Here is a 25,053-nt window from a genome sequence, read left to right on the forward strand (position 1 = left end):
CTTAAGAAAAAGGCATATCTATTTTGATTTCAGCTTCTGTCAGCCTCGTCACCTCATCGATTGTCGAGCCATTCATCAGCTCTTTTAAAATGAAGTGATGGCTATCGACCTCAAGAACCGCTTTTTCGGTAATAATCAAATCTACACAGCCTGCAGCAGTTAATGGCAGCGTACATCTTTCTGTTAATTTAGGCCTTCCCTTTTGATCTGTATGACTCATGACGACAACCACTTTTTTCGCTTTTTGGGCAAGCTCCATCGCCCCGCCCATACCAGGCACCTTTTTTCCCGGAACAAGCCAATTTGCCAAATCTCCTGATTGGCTCACCTGCAGGGCGCCTAAAATCGTAATGTCAATTTTGCCTTTTCTGATCATCGCAAAAGACATGGTTGTATCAAAATAAGAAGCCCCTTTTACAGCGCGGACAGGATATCCCGCGGCGTTGCATAAATGCGCATCCTCTTCTCCCTTTTCGGGACTTTCTCCAATGCCAAGGACACCGTTTTCCGCTTGAAACATGACCTGCATGTCAGGCTTCAAAAAGTTCGGTACCAAGGAAGGGATACCGATACCGAGATTCACAATCATGCCCTGCTTAATTTCAGTAGCAGCGCGTTTTGCAATCTGTTCTCTTTCTGCTACTCCCAAGCCCATTTCCACTTCACTCCCTCGCTTCGTACAACCCCCTCAACAAAAACCCCCGGTGTGACAATCATTTCTTCAGAAATCTCCCCCATCGGAACGATACGCTCAGCTTCGGCAAAGGTTCTCCTGGCGGCCATTGCCATAAGCGGGTTCATATTGCGCGCGGTTTTGTCATACGTTAGATTGCCGAATTCATCTGCAATGTAAGCATTGATGAAAGCAAAATCAGCAGTCAGCGCCTCTTCAATCAAGTATCGTTTTCCCGCCACTGTTACGATGTCCTTTTTTTCGCAAACCATTTGATTATCAATGCCCACGTCGGTTAAAATACCGCCAAGCCCCGCTCCGCCGGCGCGAATCCGTTCCGCAAGCGTTCCCTGAGGTGAAAATTGAACCTCTAACGTCCCCTCTGTCATCTGTTTTCCGGCTACTGGATTGGAACCGATATGCGAGGCGATCAGGGTTTTGACCCGTTGATTAACAATAAGCGGGCCGATTCCGATATCCGGGAAACCGGCGTCATTGCAAATCACAGTCAAATCCGTTACACCGCTGTCCAATATCGCTTCAATCAATGAAGGAGGCGACCCGACTCCCCCAAAACCGCCAAACATCAGAACCGATCCATCCCGAACATCTGCAATTGCTGTGTCAATGCTGATTGCTTTTTGAAATGGCGCCATTTAATGTCAATCCTTTTTTAAGTTTTTTTCGACCGCTGCAACTGTTTCTGAAAAAATAGAGATAAGCTCTTCCATTTCACCGTCTGAAATAGTAAAAGGAGGAGCAATAATGACAGCATCTCCTTCTCCACTGTCTATTCCAGCTTTGGAAGGATAAACAATCAGCCCGCGTTTTTTCGCCTCGCTGACAATAAGCTGGGTTATCGCCTGCTCTGGCGGAAACACTTTCTTCGTTTTTTGGTCTGCCACAAATTCAATGCCTAATAGCAGTCCTTTTCCGCGCACCTCACCTATAATGCCGCTTTGAGATGCCGCCTCATCAAGCTTCTTCTTCAGCACAGCGCCCTTTTTTTCTGATTGTTTGATCAAGCCGTGCTTTAACACATATCGCAAAACTTCAAGAGCAGCTTTGGCTGAATAGGGATGTGCACTATATGTGTGACCGCTCATAATCACACCTGACCCTTGTTTTATGGTTTCAATAATAGAATCAGATACGACGGCAGCAGCAATAGGTGCATACCCCGCACCGAGTCCCTTCCCCAGTACAGCAATATCAGGTACGGTATCCCAATGCTCTGTCGCGAGCATCCTTCCTGTTCTCCCAAGCCCCGTCATCACTTCATCTGCAATAAAAAGCACATCGTGTGTGCGGCATACCTCACTTAATCTCTCATAATATCCCGGAGGCGGAGTAATCGCTGCTCCTGCAGCACCAATAATAGGCTCAGCCACAAAGCCGGCGATGAATTGGCTTCCGATTCTTTTAATCATGGTGTCCAGTTCATCAGCTGCAGTCTGAACAAAGTCTTCTTCCGTCTCGTGATTCAGCCGATAAATATGTGGAGCTGAGATAGCTGGATACCGCTCAATGAGATGGGTGAACCGGTATCTCCTTTCATAAAAACCAGACAATGAAAGCGCTCCCAAAGTTATTCCGTGGTAACTGCTCCATCGAGACAAAAAGATGGATTTTTGTGTTTGCTTTTTTTCCTGCCAATACTGAATGGCGATTTTCATAGCTGTTTCTATCGCTTCTGATCCGCTGTTGACAAAAAAAGACCAATTCACATCTCCGGGCAGCTCCTGTGCCAAGAGAGCGGCTAATTGCTCGGCGGGCTCACTCGTAAACTGTGAGCGGTAAGCAAAAGACACCTGATCAAGCTGTTCTTTCAGCTTCTCAGTCACATCACGAACTCCGTGGCCGATATTACATGTCACCGCACCTGACGAGCCGTCGAGATATTTTTTTCCGGTCTGATCATAAACATATGAACCCTTCGCATAACTGACAACCGGATAGGCCGAGCTAAGCTCTGGCTTAATCAAATAACTGCTCATGCTCCCACCTCAAAACCCCTTTTACCATATTGTATGAGTGTCCAAATGGCGGCATGACGTTCCCCGCAAAAACTTTTTCACATAAAAAGAGCCTTCCTAATAAGGAAGGCTCTTTTGAAATTTCAGCATCTAGCAAATAAAAGCGGCTCCAACAATAATTAATAAAATGAACAAGACAACAATTAACACAAATGTATTTGTCCCGCAGCCAAATCCGTAACCGTACCCAGAGTATCCATACATGCTGTTTTCATCCTTTCTTATCACGATATACGACATTTTATGCGGGCCAAGTCCCAAATGGTTTGTGCAAACGCCTATTTCATGTAAGGAAATAATGAAATACAGTATGCACCCGCTCATATTTTTTAAACGTCAGCTTTTCGTAAAACTGAGTTGCACCGTCAGTGCTTGCAGCCACTAAGTAGGCTGCTTCCATTCCTAGTGATTTGGCGATGGACAGCATTTCTTTCACTAAGATACTGCCGTAGCCCTTCCTTTGAAACTGATCTAAAATTGCCACTTCTTCGATTTTAGCCGTTTTCTCTTGATGATCGATAAACAGCTCGCCGCACCCAATGGGAACTTTCTGTGCCTGGTCGCTGTAACAAACAACAAGAATGATTATATCTGCTTCATAGAAAGGATATTTTCTTTTTAATTTTTGTTCAGCGATTGCTTCTCCAATATAAATGGAATCGTAAATTTTCATAATAGAAGATCCGTCGCTAAGACTTTTTGCCGTCCCCCATGCGGTTAAAGGATGTCCCATCTGCCCCTTCCAGTCACTAAGCTTCATGTCATATAGTAGCTCATCCTCGACGACAAAACCGCTTTTTACAAGTGACTGCTTCAAACCGAGCGGAAAAACATGCTGCGGCGACGCTTTTAAATGGAGATAATTCGCATCAAGCAGCTTTGGTACGGAGGGTAAAAAGTTAAGTAACCGCTCCAATGGAAACGTATCATGGAGCTGAACAAAGTTATGAGAAAAAATTTGCGGAAGCTGCGGATCTCTGTATACGCTGTAATGATCAAACGATGCCGATTCAGACGTTAACAATATATATTGATGTTCCGTTTTTGAATAATGTCCTGTCATGAACGTCTCCTTTTTATGACCTATACCTTTACTCTGTTGCAATATTCAATTTCTTTATAATCTCATCGTACACCGGATAAAACGGCTTTCCAATTGGAAATTGCTGAATATTTCGGAAAGAAGCGGAGATTGGCTTCTGATGTAAAAAAAACTTCCTTGTTACTTGTTCACTAATCGGGTGAAAGACGCCGTTTAGAAACAAAAACGGCTCGCGTTCGATGAAAAACAGACGTCGGCCAGGCGGATTTTTGATCAATTCAGATCGTTTCCACGTAATCGGCGGCCCTTCCGGAAGCGTCTCCATCTCTTCTTTTCCAATTGTCACTATGTCTTTTCTTTGAAATTGATAAAATTGAAACGCATACTGGTCCACAATTCGCCTTTTTTTTCCGGCTTCGATATAAAATATTGCAGGATGGTCAGCTTCCTTTACTAAAATATAATTCGGAATGTTTAAAATTTTGCCAATCCTATATTGGAATAAATATGGGTCTGGAACAGCGACAGTCCGATTTAGATACAAAAAACCCCACTTTTCTCCAACAGGATGCCTTACACCCTGATCAAAAAAATACACATTTTGATCTGAACCTTTTACAAAAGAGCCGTCAATCAAATCGGCGGGCAGAAACCGATATGCATTTTGAAATGAATCTGGGGTTTTATAGGTTGTGTCTAATACTTCATTTATCGGCAGAAATGGGGTAAAGTTGTTGAGTCTCGCCCAAAAAATTGCGTCGCCATGATTCCAATGCTTCATATCATCATCCCAGTAGCCTCCAAATTTATGGTGAATGAGATTAAGTAACGAACGGCGATGCATAACTGAGCAATGATCAACTTGAAAAGCGGCCTGATCAAGCACTGCATTGGCATTTCTGTAGAAATGTGAGATTTCCTCTCCCCTTTCGTTTACATGTACAACTTTTTGTTTTGAATAGACCGCCTGCGCTTCAGGCTTATGTGAAAACTCTTGCACCATACGGCTCAGCCGCTCAGGATGATAAACAGTGTCGTCAGTAAGATAGGAAATGTAATCGCCGTCTGCAAATGGGAGCGCACTGTTAATTAATGTGGCATAACGGGCTGTTTTTAATCGATCTGCAGGATGCACGAAACTGTTATGATATTGAATGCGCCGGTCATGGAGATACTTGTGAATCACCGCAGTTGTTTCTGCATTCGAATGATCATCCATGATAAAAAGCTCCCAAAGATCATGCGTTTGCTGTATCACGCTTTCGATCGCTTTTTGCAAATAATCGGGTTTGTTGTAACTTGTTAAAATAATAGACACTTTCTCTCCCATCTATACCGCCTCCCGCCGTCAAACATAAAAACGGCTCCGCAGCAAGCAGAGCCTCTGTCATCATTTAAAAAGCACCCCAGCTTACAACACTTGAGAGTGAAACATGAGATCTCGTGTTATTTAACGGGTTTTGGAAAATAACCAAATCAGTCAGAACTTCTTTTACGATGACATTTTGAAGTGTATCTCCGTTGATCAAATTGACTTTTGAAACCGGTACGCCCAGCTCTTTTGCAAAAACAAGCTGGCGTCTGAGGTCAGATGGATTTCCTTCAGAAGACGATTGACGTATCAGCAGAATCAGCAAAAGCAAAATAAAATGCAGATCATCTTGGTTTTCTTCTCGATCCACTTGTTTCTCTAAATCCAAATCATCCCTCTCCCTTATCCTTATCTCTGTTTCACAATATGTGCGACTTCGATTTATGGTATAGGCTATGTCCACTCCATTAAAAAATCAGCATTTTCCTTAAATAGATGAAAAATAGATCAGGTACGGCGTTCGACTCATACCAAATAACAGCCGGAAGAATATGAATAACGTGAGTTCACTATCGAATAGGAGGTGTGTGTAATGAGCTCTGAAAATGCACAGTTAAAAAAGGATTTAATTAAAGCCGTTTTAAGCCCTTTATTTCCAACTGCAACAGAAGGAGGAGAAAATATGGATAGTAATCTTAAAGCCTTGCTTGATGCTGCCATCGATCAAAAAGTAGATGAAAGTGAAACGGTTACGGCAGAATCTATTTTAGACCCTTCTCTTCCGGCAAGATGGATTTTTGCCAGAATTACGCCAGGCACTACAATCAGCATTGTGACTGATTCAGGTGACATGATCGGACCGGTTGTTTTCGTTGCTTTCGATCAGGTTCACGGGATCGTATTTGTAACACAGGAAAGCTCCGTCACTCCGGCAGGCCAAGCTACAACATTAATTGATGTAGACAAAGTAGAAAGCGTTACGTTCTTTTCATAACATCCGATGAAAGTCTTGTATATCCAGTCGGGATACGGAGGAATATACAGTTATTTTGATCGCTGGGCTGAAGAATGTTTTCAGAACACTCATACAGAGTATATGATTGCAGATAAACCTGAAGCAGAATCTTTGATGAAGATCGAAGCGTTTCAGCCGGATTTCACACTTATGATGGTTGGAGACCGCGTTCCTCACGACTGGCTGACCTGGTTAAAGGGTAAGGATATCCCCGTGTATGTTTGGCTGACCGAAGACCCATTTTATATGGATATCAGCCTTCAGGTAATTAAGCTTGCTGACGCCATATTAACGATAGAACAAAATGCAGCTCTCTACTATCAAGAGCTCGGCTACCAGAACGTCTATTATGTTCCGATACCAGTTAACCATCGGCTGTTTAAAAAAATGGGCACCGAACATTCCTATCATTCAAATCTGTTAATCATCGGCTATCCTTACCCTAATCGGGTTCAGCTTATGAAAGAAGCGGTCCATCTGCCATTCACGGTTCGGGTAATCGGCAAGGAATGGGGAAAATATCTGCCTAAAAAAGTGCTCAAACAGCCGCATATTGATGTCGTCAGCACATGGGTTCCACCCGAACAGGCCGTTCATTATTATAATGGGGCAGACATCGTAATTAATGCGCATCGTCCCTATCATTTTGCTTTCAACCAAAATACTATGCGCATCAAAAATGCCAGTTTTAATAACCGAACGTTTGATATCGCTGCATGCGAAGCATTTCAATTAACAGATTTACCCGCGGCGCATCCTTTTTCATCCATTATTTCTTATCACGGCATGAACGACTTTAAGGAAAAAGCCGCTTTCTATATCAACCACCCTGAAGAACGGCAAAAAGCTGCAGCAGCCAATTATAAAGAGACCGTACCCGCATTTACGTTTGATGAGCTTCCTGCAAAACTAAAAGCGATTCATCTGGCGCTTTCTTGAAAAATCGTTCATTGCTATGAACGATTTTTTTATTCATAGAAAAAAGCAGCTGCACAAGCTGCTTTCTATTCTAGCCGTCAGAACGGTCTTTCAGCTTCCTCGGATTTACCTGTTTATGAAGATCAGGCATTTCGCCGAGATGCTGTGCAATTTGTTCCCACGATACAATTTTGAAATTTTGATTGACGGCTTGTCCGTTATCAATATTTTCGCCGTCCTGCGCCACAAAAATCCCGTACGGATATTTTGGGCCAAGTCCGAAACCGAGAACATCAATACCATCCGTGTCACTAGTACCGTCTATCTTCTCGCCATCTGTAATCTCAAAGTTGGCTACATAGCGATTTTTCCCCTGCCGTTCATACATTGCATAGCTGTTATTTCCTTGACTTGAAGCCATGAGATATCCTTTGCCATTTGGTGCATAATAGATTGTCAGTCCTTCAATATCAGCTGTCAAATGATCTCCTGTCGCACGGTCAACAACCTGCCCCTTTGACCCTCCGCCGGGCTCAGCGTTAAATTTCCAGATGGCCTCATCTTCCTCTGCTATGTATAGGTTTCCGTACTCATCATCCGCAACAAGGCCTTCGGTCTGAGAATTCAACTTAAATTCACGCACCTTTTTCCCTGTTACATAACCCTTTCCACCATCAACAATTTCATACTGCTCAAATTCCCCTTGTTTGCCTGTCACTAATGCGTAAAATGCTCCTGTTTTCTGGCTGTGATACAAGCTGAATCCATAAACCTCAGAAATATTGGTGGAAATAGGATGGTTCGGATCTGTAATGCTTTTCAATTTTCCTTTATCCCCGTCTATTGCATATACTTCAATTGTATTTTTTCCTTCGGACCGGTTGGATGCGGCAGCAATATCAATTTTTTCGCCGTTCAATGGAAAATCATAGCGCAGATCGACATTATTGAGCTTGCCAAACTCATAAGAATGAAGCTGTTTTCCGTCTAAATCATACACAACGAGCCCTGACTTCTTATTTGTTGTAATCAACTTGCTTTTTTCCGGGTGTTTTTCATGAACCCAAATGGCCGGGTCATCTGCTGCATCATCGCCAGATGCGACCGGATCTGTCTCCGTGTGTGCAGTCACTTTGAAATGATGTTCCTCATTCACATAATGAGCCGACACCGAGGTTGCTGTCAGGCTAAGCAATAAACCCGCGGCAGTGCTTAGCAGCATTGTTTTTGGAACCTTCATTTGGTACCCTCCTCTTTTATCACTAACACTACTATTGTAAAATATATACAGGTGATTACCGTGAGGAAAATGAACCTTTTTTTATAGGGTTTCTGACTCATAAACAACTTATTCCCCAAAGAGGTGGTGAGATGACTTTGCCAGATTTACTTTTGCGGAGCGAAATAAAAATATGTTGAATATTTAGTACATTATTTATTTAGTTTTGTTTTTCCCTAGTTACGTCCGTTTTTCCATTTTCTATTAAAAAAGAACACTTTGTGACATGATCATTCCCCTAAATTTTGTTTTATTGGTTGCTTTCATTAATTCGATTACAAAGTTGAACATATGATGCATGGTAGAGAAACGAGAGTTGGAGGATAAGCCATGCCTAAACAGCAAACAGCAGAACTAAAACCATTTTTCCATAACAAAACAGTTTTAGTCACTGGCGGAACGGGTTCAATCGGGAGTCAAATTGTCAAACGCCTTTTGATGCTTACACCTAAACAGGTGATTGTATTCAGCAAAGACGACAGTAAACAGTATGTCATGAGCCAAAAGTATGCGGAGGATAAGCGGCTATTATTTGTACTTGGAGATGTACGCGATCACAGAAGGGTGAATCAGGTGATGAAAGGCGTCGATATCGTCTTTCACGCGGCTGCGCTGAAACAGGTTCCGACATGTGAGGACCATCCATTTGAAGCGATCCAGACCAATCTCATCGGCGGACAAAATGTGGTGGAAGCTGCCCTTTCACACCGAGTGCAGCATGTCATTAATATCAGTACAGATAAAGCTGTATCTCCTGTGAACACAATGGGTGCCACCAAGCTGTTATCTGAAAAGCTGTTTCATCAAGCAAACCGCCACGTCCAAAACAAAGGAACCTTGTTTTGTTCGGTCCGCTTTGGAAATGTTCTCGGTTCCAGAGGTTCGGTCATCCCCATATTATTTGAACAGATGATGGAGGGTGAACCTCTGACCATCACAGACAAAAACATGACCAGATTTTTCATGTCAATAGACGATGCAGCTACATTGACATTACAATCGGCTGCTATTACAAAAGGCGGAGAAACCTTTATTTTCAAAATGGAATCACTGAAACTTGAAGAACTGATTCATGGGTTTGAAGAATATGCATCGCAGCACGGGCTCCCGCGGCCGGCTGCAGTAGAAGTGGGCAAGCGTCCAGGTGAAAAGCTTCACGAAGAATTAACATCTCCACATGAAATTGAATCACTGTATGAATGGGGCAACCTTTATGCGATCCTTCCAGAGCCGGAAAAACATCCTGACTTTCGCAAAGTCAATCTGCCTGGGTATCAATCAGATCAAGCCCCGCTCATTACGAAAGAAAGAATTGCTCAGATTATTGAAGAATTGCATCAAGAGAAAAAGGCATAAAAACAAGCCTGTCTATCCATTAGGCAGGCCTGTTTTTAACAGTTTATTTATTAAAGAGATGCAGATAGCTTTCGTATCCTTCTTCTTTTAGCTTATGCTTCGGAACAAACCGCAGCGCTGCTGAATTTATGCAGTAACGAAGTCCGTTTGGCCCCGGTCCGTCATTAAATACGTGGCCAAGATGAGAATCAGCAGTTCGGCTTCTTACTTCTGTGCGAATCATGCCGTGGCTCGTGTCCAGTTTTTCTTCCACTTCTTCTTCAATCGGCTTTGTAAAGCTTGGCCAGCCGCATTGGGAATCAAATTTATCTTTGGATGTAAACAATGGCTTGCCTGACACAATGTCTACATACAACCCTTCTTCCTTATGATCCCAATATTCATTTTGAAATGGCGGCTCCGTGCCGTTATTTTGCGTTACTTCATATTGCATGCGATTTAATGACTTTATTTTTTCTTCTTTATTGTACGCCATTTATTTAGCCCCCCAATGCTCGCTGATAAATCCCGCTCGTCCGGAACCTGTCCGGTAGCGCTGATAATGTGCTGGATTCTTTTTATAAAAATGCTGATGGTAGCCTTCCGCTTCATAGAAAGGTTCAGCTTTTAAAATGTCCGTTACAATCGGATCTTTAAAGATGCCGCTTTCCGCCAGACGTTGCTTGGAAGCTTCCGCAAGCTCCTTTTGTTTATCATTATGATAAAAAATGGCTGCGCGATAGGAACTGCCGCGATCAGCAAATTGCCCTCCGGCATCTGTCGGATCGATTTGCTGCCAAAATAATTCAAGCAGTTTTTCATAAGGGAATACATCAGGATGAAACGTGATTTGAACGGCTTCACGATGTCCCGTCGTTTCACTGCACACCTCTTCGTACGTAGGGTTTTCAGTATGGCCGCCTGTATACCCGGACACCACTTTTTCAATTCCCGGCTGTTCGTCAAAAGGTTTAACCATACACCAAAAACAGCCTCCTGCAAATGTGGCGATTTCTTTTTTTTCAGACATACTGGTGCCTCCTTTGTTAATACGTGGTATTATTATATTATAGCATGTAAAAATAGAATGAAAATGATTCTGCTTTTCAATAAAATCTATAGGTTTTAAGCAATATGCTTATGTAATGGAGGTTCACAAATTTGAAAGTAAGAACACAGATGATGTACGATATGGAAACTTTACTCCGTAAAGTCTTTAAACAAATACGCAATGAAATCAATGAAATTTTAGATAAAGAGCTGTCGCGGAATGAATTCACCATTCTTCGAATCCTTAGTGAACAAGGGCCTAAAAAAGTCACTGAATTTGCGCCTATTTTAGAGGTATCGGCAAGCCACATTACGGCTGTGACCGATGCGCTGGTAGAAAAGGAATGGATTACGAGAATCAGATCGAAGGAAGACAGACGCATCATCCGCATTCATATCACTGAAGCGGGCGAAAAAGTCCTTCAGCACTTTAACGAGAAAAAAACGGAATATTTCTTTAAACGCTTTGACTGCTACACTGATGCTGAACTTGCCACGTTAATCGAGCTCTTCAGCAAACTTGATAAAAAACGGTGAAAAAAAGCACATACCGATATATAGGTATGTGCTTTTCGCAGTGCTTCACTTATTTTTCAGTAAACAGCTTCATTGCTTTCCAGCGGCCATATCTATAATACAAAAATGCCGCGCAGCTGCTAAATAAAAAACTCATTCCGATTCCAAGCCCGATTCCTTTTTGTCCAAGCCAAGCTGAAAATAGAGCTGTGAAAGGATACCTCAACACCCAAAACGAGATCAAATTTAATACCAGAACCTGCAGCATCGCTCCCGCGGCCCTGACGATTCCGTTCAGCACAAAATTAACCCCAATAAAAGGGTAGAAAAACGCGATCCACTTCAAATATTGTTCACCAAATGCGACCGCATCAGGCTCACTGATAAATAACCTTATGAGGTATTTACCAAATACCCAAATCATAACCGCAATCACCAGCATGCAGGAAATAACAGCTATCACACCTAGCCTTGCAATTGTTCCCACTCTTTTTTCGTTTCCGATTCCAATATTTTGCCCTGCCATACTATTGACGGCCGTACCGGCAGCCATTGCTGGAAGCGTGATGATGCTATCAAGCCGCTGCACCGCGCCAAAGCCTGATACCACGTGATCCCCGTATGAGTTAACAACACTCATAATCGCCATCATACCGCCTGTAATCACCATCATCTGCAGACCTGCCGGAATCCCGAGTTTCAAAATCAGCGCGGACTCTTCCCACTTGGGCATTCTCGGAATCGAGAATGGCACAAGCTTGTGTTTGATGACATAAAACAACCCATACAAAAACGCAATGCCCTGTGACAAAATCGTTGAATAAGCCGCTCCCGCTATTCCCATGCGGAACACAGAAATAAAGAGCGGCGCAAGCACTGTATTCAGTACAACAGCAAACGCAATAAACCGGAGAGGTGTCTTGCTGTCGCCCAGCGCACGAAGCACAGTACTGATAAAGTTATAACCAAACAAAAATAAAATGCCGATAAATTGAATCTGTAAATACGTCTCAGCAAGCGGTATCATTGACTCCGGCGTTTTTAGAAGACGCAGCAAAAGCTCTGAGAGAAAAAAACCGGCCGCGCCGAATCCGATGCTTAGGCCTGTTAATAAAACAACAAAAGCGTTAATATACGACGCCATTCCTTTTATATCATCTTTTCCTTTTTGCTGAGATAAAATGGTTAACGTCGCATTGTTAAGGCCCAAAATAAAAGACAGCACGGTCAAAACAATCGTGCTTGATACCGCGGCTGCCCCAAGGGCCTTTGCCCCCAGTAAATTGCCGATCCACAAGCTGTCTATAAATTGAAAGGAAACCTGCAATGCGTTTCCGAGCATAATAGGCATTGAAAACAGTACAAGCTGTTTCAGCACGTTCCCCTGTGTAAAATCGTATGCTTTCATCTTTTCTCCTTGTGTTCTCAAATTTTCTTCGGACCACACGAAAAAAGAGACGTTGTTTCATGTCTCTTTTTTCATGACTTATCGGTTTTTTTTCGGTCTCGCATACCGAATGTAAACACCATCACACTTAGGAACAAGGCACAATAGGAAACATTCAAATACATTTGATCCATATCTTCAGCAGCCAGATGATGATAAGCAAGCCAGCCGAAGTACAGGGAAAATGTAAAGGATAATAAACTGAAATACTGGTAAATCCGTTTCATTTTCAGTCACCTCTATTGTTTAGGATGGTAATAGGAAAACTCAATTTCATCTTTTTCTAAATTTATCTTATCCGCTTTGACATACATTCCATTCGTTAAAGGCATTTCTGACAAACGCACTTCAATGCTTTTATCTCCGGGGTGAACATGGACAAATGACGGCAATTCATAAAAGCTGTCCATATAATTTAACACAAAGCTAATTGGTATACTCAATTTCCCTAACGAAAATTTCGTGACATTCAGCTCTACATCACCGTTTTTTTTCACGGTCGGCTCAAAAGCGATAAACGCATCAATAGACGTGGAAAATGCCTTGATTTTCCCTGCGACATGAACATCATCATCAATCTCTACTTTATAATCAAGCTTGTTTGATGCTTTGTCGTTTAAATATGAGTTAACAAACGCAGCTAATGATTCTTTTGTGCTTGTCACTTGAAATCCATACTCGCTCTCAGATGCATCTTTCACCTGAGCCTGTTCCCCCGGAAGCAAAACAAGTGCCACAAACCCGGCGGCGAGGATAAAATTGATTGCAAGCAATATAAAAAACAGTCGCTTCCACTTATTCATGCTGTCACCCTACTCTTTCGGTAATCCTTCTTTTTTAATGGCTTGATAGACGCGCTTTGCGATAAGAGAATAACCCGTACCATTAGGATGAAAATCATCTTCCTCAGAAATTCGGCTGCTGTCACTTTTTTGATTAAACAAATCTTCGATATGGACGATTTTTGCATGTTTATCTTTTTTCAGCTCTTTTTCAGCAATATGGTTCCAATCCGTGACGACACCATTTATTTCATTTAGTTCTGATAATGTAAACGTAAACGGATTGTACATGCTGACATAAATCAGCTCAGCGTGATCATTCAGCTCGCGAATTTCAGAAATGATTTTTTCAAAGCGCTTTTCGTACGGTTTTTCCGCTTCCTGAAACGGTTCAACGGTTAATTGCAGAAAGTTTTGGCGAAGGATTTTCATCAAATCATTACCGCCAATTGTAAAAAAGACATAATCTGCGTCCTTTATGCCTTTTTGAACCTTTTTATCTTTTAGTTTTTCTAATAAATCATCCGAACGGTTCCCTTTTACAGCATAATTTTTCACGTCGACCGTTTTGACTTGTTTATCTGACCGGATAGAATCCGCCACCTTGCCGACATATCCCTTTCCGTCGGGATCTCCGACTCCTTCTGTCAGCGAATCTCCGACAGCCGCTATGACAATGTGTTCTTTTGTTTTCGTTTCATGGGCTTTTTGTTTTCCCTCAGATGATGTACGTATGCTCGTACACGCAGTAAGAAGCAAAATCAAACTGGCCATGATTGAAAAAATGCGCAGCTTCAATCTTGTTGCTCCTTCCCATTCTACTAGTGGAAAGTGTATCATGTTTTAGAAGATTTGCAAATGCCTAGTCTCTTAGCTTACTTGAGTGTACTGGCTGACTTCACATCGGAAATGATATCATCGTACGGTGTATTCTCCACTCCATTGTAATCTTTCAGCACCTTACCGTCCGGACCTACCAAATAAAAAGAAGATTGATGAATCACTTGGTCCTCTCCCTCCGGCTTCTTTACGATCGCTTTAAAGCTCTTAAGTGCGAACTCCTCAATCTCACTCTGGCTGTATCCCGTGAGAAAATCCCAGTTATCAAAAGATAATGGATAATTTGCGGCAAATTTCTTCAGCTGTTTCGGCTTATCGTTTTCTGGATCAACACTAAATGATATGATGCGGACATCTATATTTTCGGCTTTCAGTTTTTTTTGCAGATCGGTCATATGAGCGGTCATTGGCGGACATATAGTTTCACAATTGGTAAAAATAAAATCCGCCAGCCATACTTCTCCTTTTAAACTCTCTAAAGAAACGTTCTTGCCGTCTTGGTTTTGAAATGTAAAAGGCTCCACCTCGTAATTGAGCGGATCTTTAATCTGCTGTCCTCCGCATGCACACAAAAACAGAAAAATCAGCCCAGCCGTTAACCCCTTGATAACCTTCATGACATCCATCCTTTCCAGCCAGCATAAAAACGCTTTCTAAAACCGTCCTTACTGTCCCATGTTTGTATTCGATACTGAGCAAAAAAAATCCTGCATGCCTCCCCATTAACGATTACAAAGGAGGGCATGCAGGTAAAAAACGGCATGTTACGCGTTGTGCTTTAACACCTCTTGATGAAATACAGCCTGATAATCTGCCCACTTCATCCGCCGCTTCATATAATGTCGGAAAGAATACACTTTTGCCCTGCTGTTTGATGAAAACACTTCTTTTAAGTAGAATTGCAAATGGTGATGTAACATAAAGAAATAGTGCTCATCTTCCTTTAATACAGGTATTTCTGTCACTTTCACCTGAATCCCGTCACCGCGTTTGAACTCTAGGCTTTTGAGTAACAAGCTATCAATCCTCTTTTTTGTTTTTCTTCTATTATATATGATGCCAGCCGGGCTGTCTGTCATTTTGCGCGGTTGTGTAAAAAAATTAGATTAGCAAATGGAACAAGTCCTCATCCTTGTTCACCTCTACATAATGAAACGGTTTTTTGTTCATCCGTTCAATCAGCGGCCCATAATCGGCTTTGTTCTGCAGCTCGATGCCGACAAGAGCAGGTCCATTGCTTTTATTATTTTTCTTCGTATATTCAAACCTTGTAATGTCATCATTCGGCCCGAGGACTTCGTCAAGAAATTCGCGGAGCGCCCCCGCTCTTTGTGGAAAATTGACGATAAAATAATGCTGAAGGCCTTCAAAAATCAAGGAACGCTCCTTCATTTCCTGCATTCTTCCGATATCGTTATTGCCCCCGCTTACCACACACACCACGTTTTTCCCTTTAATTTGATCCTTGTACAAATCAAGCGCTGCGACAGAAAGAGCTCCAGCCGGTTCAGCAACAACCGCACATTCGTTATATAATTCAAGAATGGATGTACATACTTTTCCTTCAGGCACAAGGAGAATGTCATCAACGACAGTTTCCAGCGTCCGGAAGGTTTCCTCGCCAATTTTTTTAACAGCCGCCCCATCTACAAACTTATCAATTTTATCAAGTGTGACGACATGCCCAGCTTTGTTTGATTCAAAGTAGGATGCCGCTCCCGCCGGCTCAACAGCAATTACCTTTGTATCAGGAGACACGTTTTTCAAATATGTACCTACCCCAGAGAGAAGGCCGCCGCCTCCGACACTTGCAAAAAGAAAATGCGGTTCTGTATCAATGTCGTTTAAAATCTCGACTGCGAGCGTTCCCTGTCCGGCCATCACATCCGGATCATCGAACGGATGGATAAACGTCCGAGATTCCGCCTCACAGCATTCAGCAGCGCTTTTATACGCGTCGTCAAACGTATCGCCTGTCAAAATAATATCGATAAATCCTTTTCCGAATAGTTCAACTTGAGATACTTTTTGTCTCGGTGTAGTAGACGGCATAAAAATTTTCCCGTGAATGCCAAGATGTTTACACGAAAATGCCACACCTTGAGCGTGGTTTCCGGCACTTGCACACACAACTCCGTTCTCTGTCTGCTCGCTGGAAAGCTGTTTCATTTTATGATAAGCCCCTCTGAGCTTAAAAGATCTGACAACTTGCAAGTCTTCGCGTTTTAAATAGATATTGCATTCATATCTCTCAGAAAGTCTGTCATTCCTCTGCAAAGGTGTGTGAATGACAACGTCCTTTACGTTTTGGTGAGCCTTCAAAATGTCTTTCACTTGGATGAGAGAGTTTTCTTTAAGCAACGGTTTCATGTACAGATTCCTTTCTTGTTTTAAATCCCTATTTAATATGCCATTATAACATGAATATTCAAAAAATAAGACAATTATTTTTATTTAATAATTAAAAAAATACAGACTATGTCCACCACATCTTGTGGTAACTTCTGTTCAACCATTATCCTGCAGAGCCAAGAAAAAAGATGATCGTAAAATAAAGGGTGTTTTCAACCAAAAGGCATGATATAATGAAACCAATTAGAACCAAAAGGAGCCAATTGATGAATAGTGCACCAAAACTCAATACATTTCAACATCTAATCGGAGAACATCAAACTTTTCTGGAAGCGAAGCGAATCGCCAAGCAGTTCTCGTTATCGGAGCTTCCTGTCTTAATAACAGGAAAAATCGGAACAGGCAAAAATCACTTCGCACATGCCATACACTTGGAATCTTCGAGAAGCAATGAACCGTTTATAAGCGTCAATTGCAGCACCCATTCGGAAGAAACCCTTATTCATGAGCTTTTTGGCCCTAACGGAAACACAGGTGTTTTTCAAAAAGCGGTACGAGGAACCCTTTTTCTTGATGATGTATGGCGCATGCCTGCTTCTGTACAAGCTCAGCTGTTAAAAGCGCTTGATTCAGACACGGAGAAACCGCGAATGATCTGTGCTTCTGCAGACCGATCCGTGGAACATACATTCAGGCAAGACTTATTCTACAGACTGAACATTTTAACGCTCACACTGCCCGAATTATCGGAACGAAAAAGCGATATTCCGCTTTTGACACAGCATTTTCTCTCAAATTCTGGTCAGCAATTGTTAATCGATCCCTCCGTTTTTCCCGTGCTTGAGAAGCATGCATTTGAAGGCAATGTCAGGGAATTAAAAAACGCTGCAGATTATATGGCGGCAGTATCAAGCGGGGGAACGATTCAGCCATATGACCTGCCGCCGTATATTAGAGGCACGATAGACGGAAAAACGTCGAAGAAAAAAGCGAAACTGCTTACTTTAATGGAAAAAGCTGAGTTTTTGTTTATTTTGGAAACAATAAAAGTATTGAACGAAAAAGGAGAACCTGCCAGCAGACGGATCATTTCTGAACACAGCAAAAATACCCAAACCTCGTTAACTCCTCAGCAGGTCAGAAGCCGTCTCGACTATTTGGAGAAAAAAGATTATGTCACCAAAAGCCGCGGACGCGCAGGCACAAAAATTACCTTTGAGGGCTTGAGCTTTATAGAGACGTTAAAAAATCAAATGATCTAGCGATCGAAAGGAGAATGTACTTGTTTACAATCAAAGAAGAGATCGCCAATGCGATTACACACGGCATCGGTGTCCTCTTATCCATCCCAGCATTAGTGTTTCTAATCATATTTGCGGCTAATTACGGGTCTGCATGGGACATTGTCAGCTTTACAATATTCGGTGTCTCTATGCTGCTGTTATATTTGAGCTCCACCCTGCTTCACAGCATCACACATAAAAAAACGAAGGACATTTTGGAGATTATTGATCATAGCGCAATTTACGTACTCATCGCCGGAACCTACACGCCTTTTTTGCTTGGGCCGCTGAAAGGCACACTCGGCTTTACCCTGTTGGTTATCGTATGGTCACTTGCCCTAGGCGGAATCGTTTTTAAAATTTTCTTTGTGAAACGGTTTATCCTATTGTCAACCTTCGTGTATTTAGTCATGGGGTGGCTGATGATTATTGCAGTTAAACCTTTATATGCTTCACTGAGCGGAGCGGGATTCAGCCTCCTTTTTCTCGGCGGCATTTTATACTCTGTCGGAACCATCTTTTACATTTGGAAAAAGATCCCCTTCCATCACGCCATTTGGCACAGCTTTGTATTGGGCGGGAGCGCTGCCATGTTTTTCTGCGTGCTCTTCTATTGTGTAAAGGTGCCTTTCCTTTCGTAACAGTAACAGAAAAGCGCAGTCTTCACGACTGCGCTTTTTTATGCACGTAATTGTTTTTCATTGGCAGGTATATAAGCTTTTGAAAAGGACAATTCAATGTCTGCCGGTTTTAAGCGTTTAAAAAACGAGCCATTTTGCATGTTATCTGTTCCTTTCGTTTCCACCATCACCAACGGAAGATGATAGCGGGCCGCAAGTTCTACAGGATCAATAGAACCATCTAGTGAAAGAATCAGGCTTTGTCCCTTTTCCAGCTGTTTTGTCACATCTTCATATACCTTTTCTGAATCCCCGTCTGAAATCACATCCATCCGATCCAGCCATTGCCCGATAAAAGGCAAGCGGAACACTTTTGGGTTAGCGATAAAGCCGGCCGGTTCCTCAATATATCCAGCAATTAAGGCCAGTTCAGCCAAACGCAAACGGGGATGCACATACAAAACAGGACCGTGTGGTATTGGCTCTGGCTGATGGATCGTCACAACTGAACCGGAGATGCCGATACAGCCTTCTAAAAACGCCTTTGGCTGTTCGTACACAAGAGCCATCTGTTTTTTGTATGACAGACGGGGATCGAGCATTGTTTGATTAAATAATTGTTTCATATTTTTTAACAGCATATACACAATATAAACCACTAGAAGGCTGTAGCGAACCAATTAAAATCCTCCCGCTTTAGAAGAATTCTTTTTTTCATACATTAGAAATTCGTAATCATACGGGTTTTTTTCGTCTTTGGTCCCCTGCTCAGAAGAAACCAGCTTCCAATTGGATTCATCAAATTCAGGAAAGTGACGGTCACCCTCAAACTCGTGATGAATTTTCGTCATATACAGTCTGTCCGCATAAGGGAACAGGTCCGTATAGAGCTGAGCCCCTCCGATCACAAAGCATTCTTCAGGGCCTGAACAAATGTCCAGTACATCCTTTAATGAACTGACAACCGTGCATCCCTGAAATTCTGAATCCGGCGCTGAGGTAACGACAATATTTTTCCGATTTGGAAGCGGACGTCCGATCGATTCAAATGTTTTCCGGCCCATAATGATTGAATGGCCCGATGTTATTTTCTTAAAGTATGCAAGATCATTGGGCAAATGCCACGGCAAATCATTGTCTTTGCCGATAAGCCTGTTGGCATCCATCGCAAAAATGAATGAAATCATACGCTGACCGCCCCTTTTATATGAGGATGCGGATCATAATCCTCGATGATAAAGTCCTCAAATGCAAAGTTAAAAATAGAATCAACCTTTCTGGCGAAACGAAGCTGCGGAAGCGGTCTAACATCTCTTTCCAGCTGCAAATTGACTTGTTCAATATGATTTTGGTAAATATGAACATCACCAAACGTATGGATGAACTCGCCCGGTTCAAGCCCAGTCACATGAGCAATGATCATGGTTAGGAGGGCATAAGATGCAATATTAAACGGCACACCTAAGAAAACATCGGCAGAGCGCTGATACAGCTGACAGGACAGCTTGCCGTCAGACACATAGAATTGGAACAGGCAATGGCACGGCGGCAACGCCATTTTATCAATTTCACCAACATTCCAGGCGCTGACGATTAAGCGTCTGGAGTTCGGATTTGTTTTAATATCTTCAATAAGACGGGAAATTTGATCAATGGTTTCTCCATCAGCTCCCCGCCAAGAACGCCATTGGGAGCCATATACAGGTCCAAGTTCACCGTTTTCATCAGCCCACTCATTCCAGATTCGCACTCCGTTTTCCTGCAGATAGCGTACATTCGTATCTCCTTTTAAGAACCACAGCAGTTCATGCGCAATTGATTTAAAGTGGAGTTTTTTAGTGGTGAGCATCGGAAAGCCTTCCCGTAAATTAAATCTCATTTGATATCCGAAAGTGCTGATTGTTCCGGTCCCAGTCCGGTCTCCCTTTTTCTCACCATGCTCTAAAACATGTCTGCAGAAATCCTTATACTGTTTCATTTTTTTCATCCTTTAAAAGTAGTCTTCTAGTAGTGTAACACAATAAAAAATCATTTCTGAACCCAGAAATGATTTTTTTATAGTCAGCTGACGACAGGCTTTTCATCCTGTTCTTTTTCTTCATCTTGCAGATCCTGATGCGTATGTGCAATTCTGCTCGCCGCTGCTGCAGCAAGAGCTGCCACAATATCATCCAAAAAGGTGTGAATACCGTCTGGACTTTCATCAAGTTCCTTAATAATTCCAATCTTCTCTTTATCCAAATAACCGAAATTGGTCAAACCGATCGACCCGTACACATTAACGATTGAAAGCGGGATAATTTCATCTATGCCGTAAAGCGGTTCATCCGTTTCAACAAGGTGCTGCAGCGGTTCGGGGAGAAGTTTCTGTTCTGCAAGCTGATCGAGTGCAAGGCCTGTCAAAACAGCATGAATAATTTCACGTTTGTTCAGGACTTTTTCTACATTCTCCATGCAAACACTGAGCGGCAGATTTGGATTGTATTTTTCCTGAAGTTTTTGAACAATCCGTGCAATATCTTCTATCATAACGCCCCGTTTGTTCAGCATATCCTTTGTTATATCGACCATTTCATTCATTGTGTACTTTTTCATGTCTAATGGCATCTCCTTTAGGCACTCATCCAGTTGGGAGGCGTGTTGCGGTCCCAGTAAATGCTCCCAAGCTCATGATGTGATTGAAATCCATCTTCTGCTGTATGATAATGAAAATTAAACCAGTAGCCGTCATGAGGCGGGTGGTCTCTTCGCACATGGAATCTGAGAAGATCTTCTCCAGTTGTCCGATTGTAAACGTTGAAAATTTTTTCCGTTTTGCCCGCTGAAGGCATGCTTGAGATCACAACATCTTGGTACGCCTCATCATCTTGCAATGTCGCTAAATAATCACTAATCACATTTTCGATTTTTGGCAGGATCTCTTTCCGATAGTCATCCTCAATGACAGGAGCGATTCTGCTGCCGAATTTTAAAAAGGACTGATCCTCAGCGCTGTCAAGGAGCTGTTCCTTGTACGATTGAAAAAGCAGTTCAGGATCTCGCCTGTCATCCGACTCATCATCGTACAGGTCATGCTCATCATAAAAAGCGGTGTAATCATTCTGCTCAAGACTGCTCGGCTGTCCGGAAGGCTTGTCCGCCATAAGGGCAGCCGGAGGAGATACGAGCCCGAACGTTACAATGGTAAATAAAACCACAAGGGTCTTTCTCATCCACAATTTCATGACTGCTTATTCCTCTCTATTTTATTGTCATGTTTCTCTTATTTTAGCACATCCAAAACATGCAAGTCATGTACTATATGAAACTGATATGCAAATTAGGAGATTCGTTGCTATGCACTTTGTGTAAAAACGCTTACAATATTTCATGAAAGGAGGCTTTCCGCATGATTGACGCTCTGTTTGCCACAGTTTCACTCTTAACATTATTATACTTTGTCGTCATGGAGGTCACCGATTAACAGAAAGCCCGTGATATGAATCACGGGCTTGTTTGAATGACGCCATAATGGAACAGTGCTGTTTTTCTTTTCATGACGTTAAAACCAAACTGTTCAAACCGCGGGCTTTTCCAGTGGTCTTTTAGCACAACGCTTTTTCTGGCGACTCGTACCGCTTCATTGATACATCCTTCGTGCAAAACGGAATCCTCTGCCAAATCACGTAAAGGCGCGATGCCGTCAGAGGTTTCTACAGGTTCATGAAACATTGGATCGAAATAAACCACATCAACAGAGTTGTCAGGGAGCTGCTTGATGTGTTCAAAGCAATCACCATTCTTCACCTGGATTCTTCTCATCGCAGCTTGAAGCTCTTCTATACCCGTTTCCCATGAATGCAGCCCCGTCCTCACTAAAACAGACACAAGATGGTTTTTTTCAATCCCAACAACAGAACCCGTTTCGCCTACTGCCATACTTGCGATAATGGCATCTGACCCCAACCCGAGTGTGCAATCTAAAAACGTATCCCCTTCAGATAAGCCGGCAGCCCGAAGCATAGGTTCTTTCTCCCCCTGTAAGAAGCGTTTGGCTCTGAACATCGCTGTATTCGGATGAAAAAAGAATTTGGCACCTTGTTTCGTATACAGCTCAAACCGCTCTTTGCCGACCACAAGCAAATCACGTTCAGCTGATTTCAGCAGGTGCTCAACCGTTTGTTTATTCCGGCCGCAGTATGGCATATTTAGCTCTTTAGAAAGCTGCTTTGCAGTTTTTATGGTGTGTTCAGACGGTCTATAGCTTGTTGTTATCATCTTCTGTACTCCCAAAAAGAAAATGCCCGGAGAACGGGCATTTAGCAGTGCGCATCGAAGGCAGCAGTCAGATTTTTCATGATTTCTTCCATATCGTGTCCTTCAATTTCATGACGCGGAATAAAATGTACGACTTCTTTGCCTTTCAAAAGAGCCATTGATGGTGAAGAAGGCTCCTGGCCAGTAAAATACTCACGCATTTTCGCAGTAGCTTCTTTATCTTGGCCCGCAAATACAGTCACCGTATTGTCAGGTGTTTTGTCATTCTGGAGGACTGCCTGTGTAGCCGCAGGACGCGCAAGGCCTGCCGCGCAGCCGCATACAGAGTTAACGACTACAAGAGTTGTGCCCTCTGCCTTTTCCATAAAGTTTTCTACTTCTTCCGCTGTTGTTAACTCTTCAAAACCTGCTCCAGTCAGCTCGCGGCGCATCGGTACGACAAGCTGGCGCATGTATTCTTCATAAGCCATTGACATAAAAAAAGCCCCCTCTAGTATCCTTCATCTGAAGTAAAGGATACTATAGAGAGGGCCGGATTTCAAATGTTCACGCCTTAAAATAAAAGAAAGTGTCCCCAGCTATCTAGATTTTCATAATACCGCCGGTGTTGGCACTTGTCACAAGTTTAGAATAACGTGCCAGGTAGCCGGTTTTCACTTTCGGTTCAAAACCTTTCCAGTTCGCTTTTCGTTTTTCCCACTCTTCTTCTGGCACTTGTACATCCAAGATGCGTTTTTCAATATCAACGATAATATGGTCTCCGTTTTCAACAAAGGCAAGCGGCCCGCCCTCAGCGGCCTCAGGTGATACGTGGCCGATTGAGAGGCCACGGGAGGCTCCGGAAAAACGTCCGTCCGTAATCAATGCCACTTTTGGCCCGAGTCCCATTCCAACGATTTGGGATGTTGGCGCCAGCATTTCCGGCATGCCAGGTCCGCCTTTTGGCCCTTCGTATCTGATGATGACAACGTCGCCTTCTTTTACTTTTCGGTTGATAATGCCGTCAAGCGCCTCGTCCTGAGAATCGAATACGACAGCCGGCCCTTCGTGTCTTGTAATCCCATTCTGTACGCCGCCTGTTTTAATGATAGCGCCGTCCGGAGCTAGATTACCGAATAAAACAGCAAGGCCTCCCTTTTCAGTGAATGGTTGATCCAGCGGGTGAATGACGTCATAATCCTTTACTTCATGTCCGGCAATGGTTTCTCCAAGAGTTTTTCCTGTAACAGTCAGCGCATCTAAATGAAGCGCTCCTTCTTTCTTCGAAAGCTCATTCAGAGCCGCTGAAACGCCGCCCGCTTCGTGAAGATCTTCAATAAACACATCCGATGCAGGCGCCAGCTTAGCCAAGTGCGGCACGCGCTCAGCGACTTCGTTAATGCGTTCTAAAGAGTATTCAACGCCGGCTTCGTTTGCAAGGGCAAGGGTATGAAGAACGGTATTTGTAGAACCTCCGAGCGCCATATCGAGTGCAAACGCGTTATCAATCGCTTTTACTGTAACAATATCACGCGGTTTGATATCTTTGCGAATCGTTTCCATTAATTGCGCAGCCGATTTTCTCACAAACTCTTTGCGTTCCGGAGATGTTGCCAGAATGGTTCCATTACCCGGCAAAGCAAGACCAAGTGCTTCTGACAGACAGTTCATTGAGTTCGCCGTAAACATGCCTGAGCAAGACCCGCACGTTGGGCATCCGAACTGCTCTAGTTCTTGAAGCTCGTTTTCGTTGATTTTCCCTGCTTGGTAGGCGCCTACCCCTTCGAATACTGAGGAAAGGGAGATTTTTCGCCCGTCACTTGTTCTTCCTGCCGCCATCGGTCCGCCGCTGACAAAAATCGTCGGAATGTTGATGCGCATTGCCGCCATAAGCATTCCCGGTGTGATTTTGTCGCAGTTCGGAATACAGACCATTCCGTCAAACCAGTGTGCGGATACAACCGTTTCCACAGAGTCTGCGATAATTTCACGGCTTGGCAGCGAATATCTCATACCGATATGCCCCATTGCGATGCCATCATCTACCCCAATGGTATTAAATTCAAACGGAACGCCCCCTGCTTCTCTGATTGCTTCTTTTACGATTTTCCCAAACTCCTGCAAGTGAACATGACCGGGAACGATATCAATGTATGAATTACACACCGCAATAAACGGCTTGCCGAAATCCTCTTCTTTTACCCCTGCTGCACGAAGCAAACTGCGGTGCGGAGCTCTATCGATTCCTTGTGTGATCATATTACTGCGTAATTCTGCCATGGTGATCCTCCTAAATTCTTTCAATTGTTTGATTGGA

Annotated in this window: 32 protein-coding genes; 6 read left to right on the forward strand and 26 right to left on the reverse strand. The window is 43.0% G+C overall.

Annotated elements, in window-relative coordinates; genetic code table 11:
* Position 1: 1 nt before the first annotated feature.
* From NST22_RS10900 to cgeC, 8 genes are all read right to left on the reverse strand, one after another.
* Positions 2–655: a 3-oxoacid CoA-transferase subunit B gene (locus tag NST22_RS10900; RefSeq protein ID WP_004399417.1), complete on the reverse strand. Its 654-nt coding sequence runs from the start codon at positions 653–655 to the stop codon at positions 2–4.
* A complete protein-coding gene (locus NST22_RS10905; protein ID WP_003230839.1) occupies positions 640–1,329 on the reverse strand; it encodes a CoA transferase subunit A in 690 nt (229 codons plus the stop codon). Before NST22_RS10905 ends, NST22_RS10900 begins: the two co-directional genes overlap by 16 nt.
* Positions 1,330–1,335: 6 nt before the next feature.
* A complete protein-coding gene (locus NST22_RS10910) occupies positions 1,336–2,670 on the reverse strand; it encodes an aspartate aminotransferase family protein (protein ID WP_003230836.1) in 1,335 nt (444 codons plus the stop codon).
* On the reverse strand, positions 2,651–2,806 hold the full coding sequence (locus NST22_RS10915; protein WP_003230835.1) for a hypothetical protein: 156 nt from the start codon (positions 2,804–2,806) through the stop codon (positions 2,651–2,653). Before NST22_RS10915 ends, NST22_RS10910 begins: the two co-directional genes overlap by 20 nt.
* Complete coding sequence (gene yoyG, locus NST22_RS10920; protein ID WP_003218179.1) at positions 2,800–2,913, reverse strand: YhzE/YjcZ family sporulation protein YoyG; 114 nt, start codon at positions 2,911–2,913, stop codon at positions 2,800–2,802. The genes NST22_RS10915 and yoyG overlap by 7 nt, the downstream gene beginning before the upstream one ends.
* A gap of 79 nt (positions 2,914–2,992) precedes the next feature.
* Entirely contained in the window at positions 2,993–3,772 is a 780-nt protein-coding gene (gene cgeE / locus NST22_RS10925) for a spore maturation N-acetyltransferase CgeE (RefSeq protein WP_003230830.1), read from the reverse strand.
* 28 nt (positions 3,773–3,800) lie between these two features.
* The gene (cgeD, locus tag NST22_RS10930; protein WP_003230828.1) at positions 3,801–5,081 is read right to left on the reverse strand and encodes a spore maturation glycosyltransferase CgeD; all 1,281 of its coding nucleotides are present in this window, start codon (positions 5,079–5,081) and stop codon (positions 3,801–3,803) included.
* A 64-nt stretch (positions 5,082–5,145) separates the two neighbouring features.
* Positions 5,146–5,451 carry a spore maturation protein CgeC gene (gene cgeC, locus NST22_RS10935; RefSeq protein ID WP_003230826.1) on the reverse strand — a complete coding sequence of 102 codons (306 nt, stop codon included), beginning with the start codon at positions 5,449–5,451 and terminating at the stop codon, positions 5,146–5,148.
* 204 nt (positions 5,452–5,655) lie between these two features.
* Between cgeC and cgeA the strand changes: the two genes are divergently transcribed.
* A complete protein-coding gene (gene cgeA, locus NST22_RS10940; RefSeq protein ID WP_003230824.1) occupies positions 5,656–6,057 on the forward strand; it encodes a spore crust protein CgeA in 402 nt (133 codons plus the stop codon).
* A 6-nt stretch (positions 6,058–6,063) separates the two neighbouring features.
* Positions 6,064–7,017: a spore maturation protein CgeB gene (gene cgeB / locus NST22_RS10945; RefSeq protein WP_004399421.1), complete on the forward strand. Its 954-nt coding sequence runs from the start codon at positions 6,064–6,066 to the stop codon at positions 7,015–7,017.
* 70 nt (positions 7,018–7,087) lie between these two features.
* Here the strand turns inward: cgeB and NST22_RS10950 are convergent, their stop codons facing one another.
* Positions 7,088–8,236, reverse strand: a complete 1,149-nt coding sequence (locus NST22_RS10950) for a phytase (protein WP_003230820.1) — start codon at positions 8,234–8,236, stop codon at positions 7,088–7,090.
* A 369-nt stretch (positions 8,237–8,605) separates the two neighbouring features.
* On the opposite strand from NST22_RS10950, the gene NST22_RS10955 reads away from it, so the two are divergent.
* Positions 8,606–9,631, forward strand: coding sequence for a nucleoside-diphosphate sugar epimerase/dehydratase (locus NST22_RS10955; protein ID WP_003230816.1), 1,026 nt, complete (start codon positions 8,606–8,608; stop codon positions 9,629–9,631).
* A 43-nt stretch (positions 9,632–9,674) separates the two neighbouring features.
* On the opposite strand, the gene msrB is transcribed toward NST22_RS10955, so the two are convergent.
* Together msrB and msrA are read right to left on the reverse strand one after the other, a co-directional pair.
* Complete coding sequence (gene msrB, locus NST22_RS10960) at positions 9,675–10,106, reverse strand: peptide-methionine (R)-S-oxide reductase MsrB (RefSeq protein ID WP_003230813.1); 432 nt, start codon at positions 10,104–10,106, stop codon at positions 9,675–9,677.
* Positions 10,107–10,640: a peptide-methionine (S)-S-oxide reductase MsrA gene (gene msrA, locus NST22_RS10965; protein WP_003230812.1), complete on the reverse strand. Its 534-nt coding sequence runs from the start codon at positions 10,638–10,640 to the stop codon at positions 10,107–10,109. It abuts the gene before it with no gap.
* Positions 10,641–10,771: 131 nt separating this feature from the next.
* On the opposite strand from msrA, the gene NST22_RS10970 reads away from it, so the two are divergent.
* On the forward strand, positions 10,772–11,197 hold the full coding sequence (locus tag NST22_RS10970; RefSeq protein WP_004398634.1) for a MarR family transcriptional regulator: 426 nt from the start codon (positions 10,772–10,774) through the stop codon (positions 11,195–11,197).
* A 49-nt stretch (positions 11,198–11,246) separates the two neighbouring features.
* Here NST22_RS10970 and NST22_RS10975 read toward each other — a convergent pair whose 3' ends face one another.
* The 7 genes from NST22_RS10975 to ilvA all read right to left on the reverse strand — a co-directional run bounded on the left by NST22_RS10975 (position 11,247) and on the right by ilvA (position 16,615).
* Positions 11,247–12,584, reverse strand: a complete 1,338-nt coding sequence (locus tag NST22_RS10975; protein ID WP_004398532.1) for an MATE family efflux transporter — start codon at positions 12,582–12,584, stop codon at positions 11,247–11,249.
* Positions 12,585–12,655: 71 nt separating this feature from the next.
* The gene (gene ypmT, locus NST22_RS10980) at positions 12,656–12,850 is read right to left on the reverse strand and encodes a protein YpmT (RefSeq protein WP_003230808.1); all 195 of its coding nucleotides are present in this window, start codon (positions 12,848–12,850) and stop codon (positions 12,656–12,658) included.
* A 12-nt stretch (positions 12,851–12,862) separates the two neighbouring features.
* Positions 12,863–13,426, reverse strand: a complete 564-nt coding sequence (locus tag NST22_RS10985) for a YpmS family protein (RefSeq protein ID WP_003230807.1) — start codon at positions 13,424–13,426, stop codon at positions 12,863–12,865.
* A gap of 9 nt (positions 13,427–13,435) precedes the next feature.
* Entirely contained in the window at positions 13,436–14,203 is a 768-nt protein-coding gene (locus NST22_RS10990; RefSeq protein WP_003245956.1) for an SGNH/GDSL hydrolase family protein, read from the reverse strand.
* A gap of 77 nt (positions 14,204–14,280) precedes the next feature.
* Positions 14,281–14,862 carry a cytochrome c oxidase assembly accessory protein ScuA gene (gene scuA / locus NST22_RS10995; protein ID WP_003245947.1) on the reverse strand — a complete coding sequence of 194 codons (582 nt, stop codon included), beginning with the start codon at positions 14,860–14,862 and terminating at the stop codon, positions 14,281–14,283.
* Positions 14,863–15,009: 147 nt separating this feature from the next.
* Positions 15,010–15,261: a DUF2535 family protein gene (locus NST22_RS11000; RefSeq protein ID WP_004399020.1), complete on the reverse strand. Its 252-nt coding sequence runs from the start codon at positions 15,259–15,261 to the stop codon at positions 15,010–15,012.
* Positions 15,262–15,346: 85 nt separating this feature from the next.
* Complete coding sequence (gene ilvA / locus NST22_RS11005) at positions 15,347–16,615, reverse strand: threonine ammonia-lyase IlvA (RefSeq protein ID WP_003230803.1); 1,269 nt, start codon at positions 16,613–16,615, stop codon at positions 15,347–15,349.
* Between the two features lie 248 nt (positions 16,616–16,863).
* Here ilvA and NST22_RS11010 point away from each other — a divergent pair, with 248 nt between their 5' ends.
* Positions 16,864–17,859, forward strand: coding sequence for a sigma-54-dependent transcriptional regulator (locus NST22_RS11010; RefSeq protein WP_004399025.1), 996 nt, complete (start codon positions 16,864–16,866; stop codon positions 17,857–17,859).
* 20 nt (positions 17,860–17,879) lie between these two features.
* Positions 17,880–18,521, forward strand: a complete 642-nt coding sequence (locus NST22_RS11015; RefSeq protein ID WP_004398522.1) for a hemolysin III family protein — start codon at positions 17,880–17,882, stop codon at positions 18,519–18,521.
* Positions 18,522–18,559: 38 nt separating this feature from the next.
* Here the strand turns inward: NST22_RS11015 and NST22_RS11020 are convergent, their stop codons facing one another.
* The 8 genes from NST22_RS11020 to ilvD all read right to left on the reverse strand — a co-directional run bounded on the left by NST22_RS11020 (position 18,560) and on the right by ilvD (position 25,016).
* On the reverse strand, positions 18,560–19,180 hold the full coding sequence (locus tag NST22_RS11020) for a hypothetical protein (protein ID WP_004398497.1): 621 nt from the start codon (positions 19,178–19,180) through the stop codon (positions 18,560–18,562).
* Positions 19,181–19,687 carry a dihydrofolate reductase DfrA gene (dfrA, locus tag NST22_RS11025; RefSeq protein ID WP_003230799.1) on the reverse strand — a complete coding sequence of 169 codons (507 nt, stop codon included), beginning with the start codon at positions 19,685–19,687 and terminating at the stop codon, positions 19,181–19,183.
* Positions 19,684–20,478: a thymidylate synthase gene (locus NST22_RS11030; protein WP_004398587.1), complete on the reverse strand. Its 795-nt coding sequence runs from the start codon at positions 20,476–20,478 to the stop codon at positions 19,684–19,686. The genes dfrA and NST22_RS11030 overlap by 4 nt, the downstream gene beginning before the upstream one ends.
* A gap of 83 nt (positions 20,479–20,561) precedes the next feature.
* Positions 20,562–21,095 (reverse strand): phosphatidylglycerophosphatase A, encoded by a 534-nt coding sequence (locus NST22_RS11035; protein ID WP_003230797.1) that lies wholly within the window; start codon positions 21,093–21,095, stop codon positions 20,562–20,564.
* 17 nt (positions 21,096–21,112) lie between these two features.
* Positions 21,113–21,724 carry a YpjP family protein gene (locus tag NST22_RS11040; protein WP_009967559.1) on the reverse strand — a complete coding sequence of 204 codons (612 nt, stop codon included), beginning with the start codon at positions 21,722–21,724 and terminating at the stop codon, positions 21,113–21,115.
* Positions 21,725–21,983: 259 nt separating this feature from the next.
* Positions 21,984–22,757: a class I SAM-dependent methyltransferase gene (locus NST22_RS11045; RefSeq protein ID WP_003230795.1), complete on the reverse strand. Its 774-nt coding sequence runs from the start codon at positions 22,755–22,757 to the stop codon at positions 21,984–21,986.
* A 41-nt stretch (positions 22,758–22,798) separates the two neighbouring features.
* Complete coding sequence (gene brxA, locus NST22_RS11050) at positions 22,799–23,233, reverse strand: bacilliredoxin BrxA (protein WP_003230794.1); 435 nt, start codon at positions 23,231–23,233, stop codon at positions 22,799–22,801.
* Positions 23,234–23,339: 106 nt separating this feature from the next.
* Entirely contained in the window at positions 23,340–25,016 is a 1,677-nt protein-coding gene (gene ilvD / locus NST22_RS11055) for a dihydroxy-acid dehydratase (RefSeq protein ID WP_009967560.1), read from the reverse strand.
* Positions 25,017–25,053: the final 37 nt, after the last annotated feature.

The sequence above is a fragment of the Bacillus sp. PS237 genome, assembly GCF_037963345.1.
GTDB classification, from domain to species: Bacteria; Bacillota; Bacilli; order Bacillales; family Bacillaceae; genus Bacillus; species Bacillus subtilis.